The following is an 11,599-nucleotide window of genomic DNA, read 5'->3' as shown; positions in this document are numbered from 1 at the left end:
CCGGCCGCCCGGCCGCCCGCCCGGCCGCCCGCCCGCCCGGGCAGCCGGGTTCGCTCAGTTCACGTCCGCCGCCGGCGCCGTCGACGTCCCGTCCTGGGGTCGCGGGGCCGCGGGGGACCCGTGCCCGGGGTGTGCGGGCCGGCTCCGCTCGGCCAGGCGGCGGGTCAGGAGCAGAAGCGGCTGGGTGAACAGGGTGGTGGCGAGGGCCATGAAGACCAGCACCGTGTAGAACGGGGCGCTCAACAGACCCGCCTGGAGCCCCGCTTCGAGAGCGATCAGCTCAGTGAGGCCCCGGGCGCTGAGCAGTACGCCGACGGTTCGCGCGTCGTGCCGGTCCAGTCCGCCGAACCGGGCCGCGAGCGTCCCGCTGCCGATCTTCGTCGTGACGGCGAGCACGGTCACCGCCAGCAGGACGGCCCAGCCCGTGCCGTTCATGCTGTTCAACGCCACGGACTGCCCCGAGACCACGAAGAAGAACGGCAGCAGCAGCGAACTGACGTCGTGCAGTGGTCGCAGCAGGTCCGCCTCGAGCGTGCCGCCCTCCTCGCGCGGGACCACCACCCCCGCGAGCAGGGCACCGAAGATCACATGCAGCCCGAGGGAGTGCGTCACCCACGCGGACCCGAGGGCGAAGCCGATGAGCAGCGCCAGCCGCAGCGAGGGCTCCATCCGCGTCCGCCACAGCAGCCGGCGCAGCACCGGCCGGGCCGCGAGCGCCATCACGGTGACGAAACCGACGGCGAGCGCCACCCGCCACGGCCAGTCGAGCGCCGCCTCCCCGCCGCCGCTGTGGATCAGCGCGGCGGCCAGCACCACCCAGCAGACCGCGTCCAGCACCCCGGCCGCCGCGATCGCCACCACACCCGGCACGGAGCGGGACAGTTCGTTCTCCCGCACGATGGCCGTCAGCACGGGTACCGCCGTTATCGACAGGGCGACCCCGGCGAACACCACCATGCCGGGGGAGAGGTCCCTCGGCATGCCCAGCTCGTGCAGCCGCTCGCCGAACAGCAGCGCGCCCCCGCAGCCCACGGCCATCGGCACCGCGAACGAGGCGAGTGCCACGGTCAGCGAGGCGCGGGCCCGGTCGCCGAGGATCTTCAGATCCAGCTCGTAGCCCACCGCGAACAGGAAGACCACCAGCGCGAACTGCGCGAAGCCGGTCAGCGCCGGGGCGATCTCCTCCGGGAACAACGACGCGTACGCGTTCGGCGCCACCGTGCCGAGCAGGGAGGGGCCGAGTGCGATGCCCGCCGACAACTGGCCGACGATGTACGGCTGTCTCAGCCGCCGGGCCAGCCACCCGGCGGCGTGGGCGGCCACCAGGACGAGAGCCGAGGCACCCACGAGGTGCGTGATCATCGCGTCCGGGCTCAACTGTGCCTCCGCAGAGTTCACTTGTTCGCGGGGCAACCTCCGCCCGCTTGCGCCAACCTCCCTAGACTGAGGGAGGCGTGGCATCTCGTCGAAGGTCGTACGGCGGTTTTCACCAGGAGCACGGGGGGCACATGACGGCGGTCGTCTTCATCCACGGCACAGGGGTCCGCGAACCGGGCTTCTCTGCGCTCGCGGGGCGCTTCTCCGTTGGAGTGACGGGGCTGCGCGACGGACTGCGCGTCGTGCCGTACTACTGGGGCGGCGAGCACGGGGCGACGCTCGCCGCCGACGGGGCGAGCCTGCCACCGGTCTCCGGTGCCGCCCGGCGCGGCCCTTCCGTACCGGGCGCCGGTGACGACGACACGGAAGCCTGGGCCGCGCTCTACGCCGACCCGTACGCCGAACTCGCCCTCGCCGCCGGCTCCGGGACCGCTGCCGGAGCCGCCTCGGCGGCCGAGCTGCCCCCCGGTTCCCTGCCGCCGGACCAGCACCTCAGGACCCGGCTGGCCGACCTCGCCGCCCAGGGCGACGCACCGGCCGCGGACCTGGGACCCGGGCTGGCGAGGGCCGCCGCCGGCCTCGCCGCCCACCCGCTGCTCGGCGCCGCGGCGGCGGCCCTCGCCCCCCAGGACCTCCCCGGCCTCGCCGCCCGCTGCCTGACGGCCCAGGTCGTCGCCCAGGTCCTCGACGACGACCTGCCTCTCGTCCCGGCCGGCGCCACCCGGGACGCCGTCACCGACCGGCTCGCCCGGGCCCTCGGCGCACCGGCCCCCGGTACGGAGCGCGGCGTGCGCTCCCTGGCACTGCGGGTCGCCGGCTCCGCCGCCTCCCGCGCCGTCGTGCGCCGCCGCCGCGCGCTCACCGAGGCCGCGCACCCGGCCGCCGGTGACGTCCTGCGCTACCTCAGCCGCGGCGAGGCGGTCCGCGCCGGACTGCGCACCCTGCTCGCGGGGCTGGCGCCGCCCGTCGCGGTCGTCGCCCACAGCCTCGGCGGCATCATCGCCCTGGACACGCTGGTCCTCACCCCGCTGCCCCAGGTGCGGCTGCTGGTCACGGCCGGTTCCCAGGCGCCGTTCCTGTACGAGTCCGGGTCCCTGCCCTCCCTCGAACACCCCGCGCCGCTGCCGGCCCACTTCCCCGACTGGCTGAACCTCTACGACCCCCGTGACCTGCTCTCCTACCTCGGCGCCGGCTTGTTCCCGGGCCGGGTGACGGACGTCGCCGTCGACAGCCGGCAGCCCTTCCCGGCCGCGCACAGCGCCTACTGGACCAACCCGGCCGTGTACCGGCACATCGTGGACCGGCTCCCGTGACCGGCCCGCGCCCCGCCCCGGCCCCGGACCCGGCGCGGGTGCACGCGCTCGTCGTCGGCGTCGAGACCTACGACGCCGGCACCGGCTGGGACCTGCCCGGCCCCGCCCGGGACGCCGTCCGCTTCCACCGGCTGCTGCGCGCCGCCGGTGTCCCCGGGGACAACATCCGGCTGCACCTCGCCCCGCTGCCGCCGTACGTCCCCGAAGTGCCGTACGCGCCCGCCGACCACGCCACACTGCGCCGTGCCCTGGTCCGCGAACTCCCCGCCGTGCGGGGCGACGTGCTCTGGGTGTGGTGGGGCGGACACGGCGTCCTCGACCGGTCCGGGCAGCTGCGGCTGTTCTGCGCGGACGCCACCACCGAGGACAAACTGGGCATCGACCTGGACTCGGCGCTCGCCCGGTACGCCGGCGACGCCGTGCCCGGCTTCGCGGACCAGCTGTGGATCGTGGACGCCTGCGAGACCTTCGAGGAGGCGCTCGCGTTCCGGGAGCCACTGCCGCCCGACGCGCTGCCGGTGGGACGGCGCAGCACCGCGCACCGGCAGACCGTGCTGCGGGCCGCCGGGCGGGGCCGGACCGCCGCCAACGACCCGGTGCGCGCCACGGGCCTGTTCTCCGACGTCCTGCTCGCCCTGCTGGCCGACCGGACCTCCGTACTGCCCGCCCCGCCCGATGCGGAGGAACTGTTTCCGGCCGTACGAACGCGTATCGCCGCCCTCAGGGACGCGGGCCGAACCCTGCAGTATCCCGAGATCCGGCTGCGCAGCCCCGAACGCACCGAGATCCTCACCCCGGTGGGGCCGGGGGACCGGGAACGGCAGGTCTCCCCGCTGCTGCGGGCCGTCGACGCCCTCCTCGCGTATCCGCTGATGAGCGACCCGACCGAGCGTCAGACGGTGGTCGCCACACTGGGCCCGCACGTCACCGGGACCCTGCCCCGCCACACCAAGGCGCGCACGGACGCGACGGGCATCCTCAACGGACTCACGCGGCACCATCCACGCGCGTTGTGGGCGCTGTTCGACGCGGTGGTGTCCGTCGACGACGATCCGGCACGGAAGGGGGAACTCGCCTCGGCCCTGCGGGAACTGACGGACTCCGCGGAGCGGCCGCGTACCGGCGGTTGATCGGGTGGCGTGATCGTACGGTTTTCGACATGGGTCGGAATGGTCATGATGGAAAAAGGACACGGGGCATCGAGTGCCACCGTGCGAGAAGGGGGAGCATCTTGGACCGGCCGCCCGCTCTGTGCCATGCCGAAGTCGCCACCCGTGAACAGCCGGTCGCCCCAGGGCGCGTCGACGTCTGGGAGTCGGATCTGGCGGACGTCGCGGCGCTGCCCCTGACCGCTGTGGACGGACTCGCACCGCTCCGTCCCACCGCCCGCCTTCTCGAGGAGGTCCTGCGCGCACGCGGCAGCATCAGGGGCGGCGAGGGCGGAGGTGGCGGCGCCCGGGCCGAATAGGCACCGCCCGCGCCCGTCGACGGAGCCCGACGACAGAGCCCCGAAGGCACCGGCGGACGGAACCCGAAGACGCAGCCCCCGGCGGGGCCGCGCGCCCGCCGGGGCCCCCGCATGCCCGCCCCCGACCGGAGGTCCCCGCCCATGACCAGCGAGCCGCGCCCCGCCCCCTTCCGCGTGCCGGACCGGCTCTTCGCGGAACTGGCCGCCGGAGGCGGATCCGCGGAGGCCGTCGCCTTCCTGGAACGCGGTGAGCGGGCGCGGCGGCTGCTCCTGCTGCGGACGCTGCTGGACCGGCTCGCGGAGCCGCCCACGCCGCTGACCCCGGTCGCCGAGGCCTGGGACACCTTCAAGGCGGCCGCCGAACGGGCGCCCGAGGCGGTCGACCGGCTGCTGCTCGCGCCGACGACAGGTGGCTGGATCGCCCACATGCTGCGCCGGGTGCACGGCACCGCGACGGGGCCGCCCCTGTGGGCGGAGGCAGGCCGGCTGAACGTCCTGGCGCTCACCGCGGCCCTGCGCGCCGGTACGGAGGCCTCGCTCACGGTCCCCCTCACCGACGGCGCCCTGCACCTGCCGGTCCTCGGCCTGCTCCGGCTGTCGGCCGCACCACCGGGTCCGACCGTCGCACGGGCCACGGCAAAGGCGGGCGAACTGACCCTCTCCGGGCCCCCGGCGCCCGACGGCTGCCGCACCTCCGTGACGTGCCGCCCCGCCACATCACCGGCGGACGGAGGTGACCCCGGCGGACCACGCCCGTCCGGCCCTGCTCCGTCCGGCGCCGGCCCGTCCGGCCCGTGTCCGGCCGGAGTGCCGCCCGCTCCCCGTCCCGCCGAAACTCCGCCGGCCCCCGCGGTGGGCTCCGCCCCGGGTACGGGGTCCGCCCCCGCAGCCGCCTGGCTCCCCCTGCGCACTCTCACCCACACCACCCCCACCGGCCCGGTCGCCATCCCCCTCGACGACCTCGACCCCTACCGCGACCTCGACGACCCGGTCCCGCCCGCCCGGCTCGACGCCGCGGAGGCGGCCGAGTGGCAGCGGGTGTTCGACGGTGCCGTCGCCGCGCTCGCCGCGACCGGCACCGAGCAGGGCCCGGGGCGGCTCGACCCGGCGCTGATACGCGCCGTCGTGCCCTACGGGCGCACCGCCGCCACCCCGCCCGCCCCACCGACCGTCGCCGTCTCCGCCTCCAGCGGCGACTCCTTCGGCGCGATGGTGATATCCCGCCCCGGGTCCGCCCTCGCCCTCGCCGAGACCCTCGTCCACGAGTTCCAGCACAGCAAGCTCGCCGCCCTGCTCCATCTCTTCCCGCTCCTCGACGACGACCGCGAGGAGCGCTACTACGCCCCCTGGCGGGCCGACCCGCGCCACCTCACCGGGCTGCTGCACGGCGCCTACGCCTTCACCGGCGTCGCGGGCTTCTGGCACGACCGGCTGACCGATCCGGCGCACGCCGAGGCCGCCGCGTACCACTTCGCACTGCGCCGGGTGCAGTGCCGGCTGGTCGTGCGCACCCTGCTGACCAGTGCCCGGCTCGCCGCGCCCGGGCGCCGGCTCGTCGAGGGCCTCGCCCGGACGCTGGACGGCTGGCTGCGGGTACCCGTCGACCGGGCCGCCCTGCGCCGGGCCCGCACGGCCGCCGTCCTGCACCGCACCCAGTGGCGGCTGCGCAACGTCGCCGCGCCGGACGCTCCGGACGACGGTTCCGCGCCGGCCGGACCACCGGAGGACGGCGCCCTCCGCTTCCGCCCGGACCGCGGCTTCTGGCCCGACACCCGCACCCACGCCTTCGCGCGCCGCCCCACGGATCCCCGTACCCCCGACGAGCACCTCGCCGCCGGGGATCCGGCCGCCGCGCTGGACGGCTACGCCGAGGACCTGGCCCGTGACGCGACCGACCCTCGCGCGCTGTCCGGCTGGATCGTCGCCCGCGCGGTACTGGACCCGGGCGGGTCGGCCCGCCGCCCGCTCGCCCGCCCGGAGCTGCTGCTGCCCCGGCCCGGTCGCTGACCGGGGTCGCACCGGTCTGCGAAAGCAGGGGGTGAACGCCCGCCCGATTGGTCAGGATGGAGGCATGGGATTCCAAGTCGACTCCGAAGCCGGGCGGCTCACCCGCGTCATCCTGCACCGGCCGGATCTCGAGCTCAAAAGGCTCACCCCCAGCAACAAGGACGCCCTTCTCTTCGACGACGTGCTGTGGGTGCGCCGGGCGCGCGCCGAGCACGACGGGTTCGCCGACGTGCTCCGCGACCGCGGGGTGGCGGTGCACCTCTTCGGCGACCTGCTCACCGAGACCCTGGACGTCCCGGCCGCGCGGCGGCTCGTCCTGGACCGGGTCTTCGACGAGAAGGAGTACGGAGTGCTGGCCACGGACCATCTCCGGGCCGCCTTCGAGACCCTGCCCGCCCACGAGCTGGCCGAGTGGCTGGTCGGCGGCATGACCAAGCGGGAGTTCCTGGACGCGCACCCGGAGCCGACCTCCGTGCGCTTCCACGCCATGGAACTGGACGACTTCCTGCTCGGCCCGCTGCCCAACCACCTCTTCACCCGCGACACCTCGGCCTGGATCTACGACGGGGTCTCCATCAACGCCATGCGCTGGCCGGCCCGGCAGCGCGAGACGGTGCACTTCGAGGCGATCTACCGCCACCACCCGCTGTTCCGCGACGAGACGTTCCACCTCTGGTCCGAGGGGCAGGCCGACTACCCCTCCACCATCGAGGGCGGCGACGTCCTGGTCATCGGCAACGGCGCCGTGCTCATCGGCATGAGCGAGCGCACCACGCCCCAGGCCGTCGAGATGCTCGCCCACAAGCTGTTCGCCGCCGGGTCCGCCCGGACCATCGTGGCCCTCGACATGCCGAAGCGGCGCGCCTTCATGCACCTGGACACGGTGATGACGATGGTCGACGGCGACACCTTCACCCAGTACGCCGGGCTCGGCATGCTCCGCTCCTACACCATCGAGCCGGGCGCCGGGGAGAAGGACCTGAAGGTCACCGACCATCCCCCGGAGCACATGCACCGCGCGATGGCCGCCGCCCTCGGCCTCGGCGAGATCCGGGTCCTGACCGCCACCCAGGACGTGCACGCGGCCGAGCGCGAGCAGTGGGACGACGGCTGCAACGTGCTGGCCGTCGAGCCGGGCGTCGTCGTCGCCTACGAACGCAACGCCACCACCAACACCCACCTGCGCAAACAGGGCATCGAGGTGATAGAGATCCCGGGCAGCGAACTGGGCCGGGGCCGGGGCGGGCCGCGCTGCATGAGCTGCCCGGTGGAGCGAGGGCCTGTATAGAGACCCGCCCTGTATAGCGAACCGCCCTGCACCGAGACTGGCCCCGACGGAGACTGGCCCTGACGGAGACTGGCCCCGCATAGAAATTCAGAACTTCGTATAGACTTCCAGAAGTCAGTCCCCGACCTGCACCTCTGGAGCGCCCCCATGGCGACAGTCCCGACCGCCCTCACCGGCCGCCACTTCCTCAAGGAGCTGGATTTCACCGAGGAGGAGTTCCGCGGCCTGGTCGAGCTGGCCGCGGAGCTGAAGGCCGCCAAGCGGGCCGGGACCGAGACGCGGTACCTCACCGGCAAGAACATCGCGCTGATCTTCGAGAAGACCTCGACGCGCACCCGCTGCGCGTTCGAGGTCGCCGCCGCCGACCAGGGCGCCTCGACCACGTACCTCGACCCGGCCGGCTCCCAGATCGGCCACAAGGAGTCCGTGAAGGACACCGCCCGCGTCCTCGGCCGCATGTTCGACGGTATCGAGTACCGCGGCGACAGCCAGACCAAGGTCGAGGAGCTGGCGGCCTTCGCCGGCGTCCCCGTCTACAACGGCCTGACCGACGACTGGCACCCCACCCAGATGCTCGCCGACGTGCTCACCATGACCGAGCACAGCGACCGCCCGCTGCGGGAGATCACCTTCGCCTACCTCGGCGACGCCCGCTTCAACATGGGCAACTCCTACCTGGTCACCGGCGCCCTGCTCGGCATGGACGTGCGCATCGTCGCCCCGAAGTCCTACTGGCCCGCCCAGGAGGTCGTCGACCGGGCGCACCGGCTCGCCGAGACCAGCGGCGCGCGCATCACCCTCACCGAGGACGTGGCCGAGGGCGTGCGCGGCGCCGGATTCGTCGTCACCGACGTCTGGGTCTCCATGGGCGAGCCCAAGGAGGTCTGGGCGGAGCGCATCAAGGCCCTCGCGCCCTACGCCGTGACGATGGACGTCCTGCGCGCCACCGGCAACCCGGACGTCAGGTTCCTGCACTGCCTGCCCGCCTTCCACGACCTGGGCACCAAGGTCGGCCAGGAGATCTTCGAGGCCCACGGGCTCGACTCCCTGGAGGTCACCGACGAGGTCTTCGAGTCGGAGCACTCGGTCGTCTTCGACGAGGCGGAGAACCGCCTGCACACCATCAAGGCCGTCCTCGTCGCCACCCTCGCCTGAGTCTCCTCCACACCGCCTCCCCCCCCACCAGGCCCTATGCTGACCGGCGGCTCCGGAGCCACCCCTTCCGGCGCCGCCGGCCGCGACCACCGTCGCGCCCCCCCGCACCACCAGAAACGAGCACCACCCGTCATGCCCGCTTCCCGCGTCAAGTCCCCCCACCTCCTGATCGCCGAATCCGGCGCCGACCGCGAGGGCCACGGCCTCAAGCGCACGATGGGCCTGTTCCAGCTCGTCTGCTTCGGCGTCGGCGCGATCGTCGGCACCGGCATCTTCGTCGGCCTGTCCGACTCGGTCGCCGAGGCCGGCCCGGCCGTCGTCGTCTCCTTCGTCCTGGCCGCGATCACCTGCGTGTTCACCGCGTTCGCCTTCGCCGAGCTGGGCGGCGCGATCCCGGTCTCCGGCTCCTCGTACTCCTTCGCCTACGCCGGACTCGGCGAGCGCACCGCCTTCCTGGTCGGCTGGTGCCTGCTCCTGGAGTACGGCGTGTCCGTCTCGGCGGTCGCGGTCGGCTGGAGCCAGTACGTCAACGAGCTGCTCGACAGCGTCCTCGGCCTCCGGCTCCCGCAGGCACTGTCCGCGGGCCCCCGCGAAGGCGGCGCCGTCAACCTGCCCGCGGTGATCGTCATCGCCCTGGCCTGCGTGCTCCTGGTGCGCGGCGTGCGGGAGAGCGCCCGCGCCACGGCCGCCATGGCCGTCCTCAAGCTGGCCGTCCTCCTCGCCTTCTGCGCCATCGGCTTCTACGCCTTCAAGGACGGCAACCTGACCCCCTTCTCGCCGGCGGGCCTCGGCGGCATCGGCGCCGGCACCACGGCCGCGTTCTTCTCGTACATCGGCTTCGACGCGATCACCACGGCCGGCGAGGAGGCCAAGAACCCGCGCCGGGACATCCCCGTCGCGATCCTGGTCTGCATCGGCCTGGTCACCCTGCTCTACTGCGCCGTCGCCGTCGCCGCGATCGGCGCCGTGGGCGGCGACCAGGTCGGCGGCCGGCCCGCCGCGCTCTCCTACGTCGTCGACGAGGTCACCGGCTCCGCGATCGGCGGCGCCGTGGTCGCCTTCGGCGCGGTCGTCGCCATCGCCTCGGTGGTGCTCGCCGTGATGTACGGCCAGACCCGCATCCTGATGTCGATGTCCCGGGACGGCCTGATTCCGCGCGTCTTCGAGAAGGTCTCCCCGCGCACCTCGACGCCCGTCGCCGGCACCCTGATCGTCGCCGTGGTCTTCGCGCTCCCGGCCGCCTTCGCCCCGCTCGACGCGGTGGTCAACCTGTGCACCATCGGCACCCTCGCCACGATGGCCGCCGTCAACGTCTCGGTGATGACCCTGCGGCGCCGCGAACCGGGCCTCGCCCGCACCTTCCGCGTCCCGCTGTACCCGGCGACGCCCCTGCTCGGCGTCGGCTTCTGCCTGTACCTGATGTACGAGACGGGCGGCGCCACCTGGCTCCAGTTCGCGGTGTTCCTCGCGGTGGGCCTGCTGGTCTACACGGCCTACGGCCGCCGCCACTCCCGCCTGGCCCGGACGGCGGCCGTCAGTGCCGGCGACGCTGAGCGGGTACCGCAGGAAGCCTGAACCAGACCGCCTTGCCCGCCCCGGTGGGCCGGTGGCCGCAGGACGAGCTGAGGGCGCGGATCAGCAGCAGACCGCGCCCGCCCTCGCGCCACGGGTCGGGCGGCTCCACGTCCGTGCGGGTGAGGTCGGCCGGCGGCGCCGGGTCCGGGTCGTGCACCTCGACCTGGCAGCCGGTCGGCCGCAGCTCCACCACCAGCTCGATCGGCGTCCGGCCGACGGAGGTGTGCTCCACGGCGTTGGCGACCAGCTCCGCCGTCAGCAGTTCCGCGGTGTCACCGTCCGCCGTGTGCTCCAGCTCGGCCAGGGCGTTGCGCACCAGCGCGCGCGCCACCGGCACCGCCGCGGCGGAGTGCGGCAGCGCGATGCGCCAGGAGGCGGGAGCGGGGGAGTGATCGTGCACGGCAGGTCCGTTTCGTGGAGCAGGGGCGTCCTGTCCTGCTTTCAACCTTATGAATGGTACGGCGCCACCCGGCAGAGCCGTTCGACGGGCACCCCCAGGGACCTTCGGCCCTCGACACCGACGCTCCGACGTCTTATCGCGCACCCGTGACGACAGTCACAGAAGGGTGATAACTTCGAGTGTCATGAGTCCCTTCACCGGCTCCGCCGCCCCCACCCCCGACTGGCGGCACCTGCGTGTCGAGATCACCGACGGCGTCGCCACCGTCACCCTCGCCCGCCCCGACAAGCTCAACGCGCTCACCTTCGAGGCCTACGCCGACCTGCGCGACCTGCTCGCCGAACTGTCCCGCGAGCGGTCCGTACGGGCGCTGGTCCTGGCCGGCGAGGGGCGCGGCTTCTGCTCCGGCGGCGACGTGGACGAGATCATCGGCGCCACCCTGTCCATGGACACCGCCCGGCTGCTCGACTTCAACCGGATGACGGGCCAGGTGGTCCGGGCGGTACGGGAGTGCCCGTTCCCGGTGATCGCCGCCCTGCACGGGGTCGCGGCCGGGGCGGGCGCGGTCCTCGCCCTGGCCGCCGACTTCCGCGTCGCCGACCCGTCCGCCCGCTTCGCCTTCCTCTTCACCCGCGTCGGCCTCTCCGGCGGCGACATGGGCGCCGCGTACCTGCTGCCCCGCGTCGTCGGCCTCGGCCACGCCACCCGGCTGCTGATGCTCGGCGACCCGGTCCGGGCCCCCGAGGCCGAGCGCATCGGCCTGATCAGCGAACTGACCGAGGAGGGCCGCGCCGACGAGGCCGCCCACACCCTCGCCCACCACCTCGCCGACGGCCCGGCCCTGGCCCACGCCCAGACCAAGGCCCTCCTGACCGCCGAGCTGGACATGCCGCTGGCGGCAGCGGTGGAACTGGACGCCTCGACCCAGGCCCTCCTGATGACCGGGGAGGACTACGCAGAGTTCCACGCGGCCTTCACGGAGAAGCGCCCCCCGAAATGGCAAGGGAGGTAAGGGG

9 protein-coding genes are annotated in these 11,599 nt (G+C 74.0%); 7 read left to right on the top strand and 2 right to left on the bottom strand.

Annotation, left to right across the window (positions count from 1 at the left end):
* Positions 1-54: 54 nt before the first annotated feature.
* The gene (locus OHA99_RS07745) at positions 55-1,362 is read right to left on the bottom strand and encodes a cation:proton antiporter (RefSeq protein WP_405694894.1); all 1,308 of its coding nucleotides are present in this window, start codon (positions 1,360-1,362) and stop codon (positions 55-57) included.
* A gap of 146 nt (positions 1,363-1,508) precedes the next feature.
* On the opposite strand from OHA99_RS07745, the gene OHA99_RS07740 reads away from it, so the two are divergent.
* The 6 genes from OHA99_RS07740 (at position 1,509) to OHA99_RS07715 (ending at position 10,183) form a co-directional block, all read left to right on the top strand.
* Positions 1,509-2,690: a hypothetical protein gene (locus OHA99_RS07740; protein WP_405694892.1), complete on the top strand. Its 1,182-nt coding sequence runs from the start codon at positions 1,509-1,511 to the stop codon at positions 2,688-2,690.
* Entirely contained in the window at positions 2,687-3,820 is a 1,134-nt protein-coding gene (locus OHA99_RS07735; RefSeq protein WP_381499702.1) for an effector-associated domain 2-containing protein, read from the top strand. The genes OHA99_RS07740 and OHA99_RS07735 overlap by 4 nt, the downstream gene beginning before the upstream one ends.
* Before the next feature lie 479 nt (positions 3,821-4,299).
* On the top strand, positions 4,300-6,165 hold the full coding sequence (locus tag OHA99_RS07730; RefSeq protein WP_405694890.1) for an aKG-HExxH-type peptide beta-hydroxylase: 1,866 nt from the start codon (positions 4,300-4,302) through the stop codon (positions 6,163-6,165).
* Positions 6,166-6,229: 64 nt separating this feature from the next.
* Complete coding sequence (locus OHA99_RS07725; protein WP_007445225.1) at positions 6,230-7,453, top strand: arginine deiminase; 1,224 nt, start codon at positions 6,230-6,232, stop codon at positions 7,451-7,453.
* Positions 7,454-7,600: 147 nt separating this feature from the next.
* Positions 7,601-8,608, top strand: coding sequence for an ornithine carbamoyltransferase (argF, locus tag OHA99_RS07720; RefSeq protein ID WP_164250671.1), 1,008 nt, complete (start codon positions 7,601-7,603; stop codon positions 8,606-8,608).
* 132 nt (positions 8,609-8,740) lie between these two features.
* Positions 8,741-10,183 carry an amino acid permease gene (locus OHA99_RS07715; RefSeq protein WP_405694887.1) on the top strand — a complete coding sequence of 481 codons (1,443 nt, stop codon included), beginning with the start codon at positions 8,741-8,743 and terminating at the stop codon, positions 10,181-10,183.
* Here the strand turns inward: OHA99_RS07715 and OHA99_RS07710 are convergent.
* On the bottom strand, positions 10,143-10,583 hold the full coding sequence (locus tag OHA99_RS07710; protein WP_164382671.1) for an ATP-binding protein: 441 nt from the start codon (positions 10,581-10,583) through the stop codon (positions 10,143-10,145). The two genes, OHA99_RS07715 and OHA99_RS07710, sit on opposite strands and share 41 nt — an antisense overlap.
* Before the next feature lie 184 nt (positions 10,584-10,767).
* On the opposite strand from OHA99_RS07710, the gene OHA99_RS07705 reads away from it, so the two are divergent.
* A complete protein-coding gene (locus OHA99_RS07705; protein ID WP_366472468.1) occupies positions 10,768-11,595 on the top strand; it encodes an enoyl-CoA hydratase family protein in 828 nt (275 codons plus the stop codon).
* Positions 11,596-11,599: the final 4 nt, after the last annotated feature.

Source organism: Streptomyces coelicoflavus, assembly GCF_045041415.1.
Classification (GTDB): domain Bacteria; phylum Actinomycetota; class Actinomycetes; order Streptomycetales; family Streptomycetaceae; genus Streptomyces; species Streptomyces coelicoflavus.
This window is presented reverse-complemented; position numbering and strand designations above follow the sequence as displayed.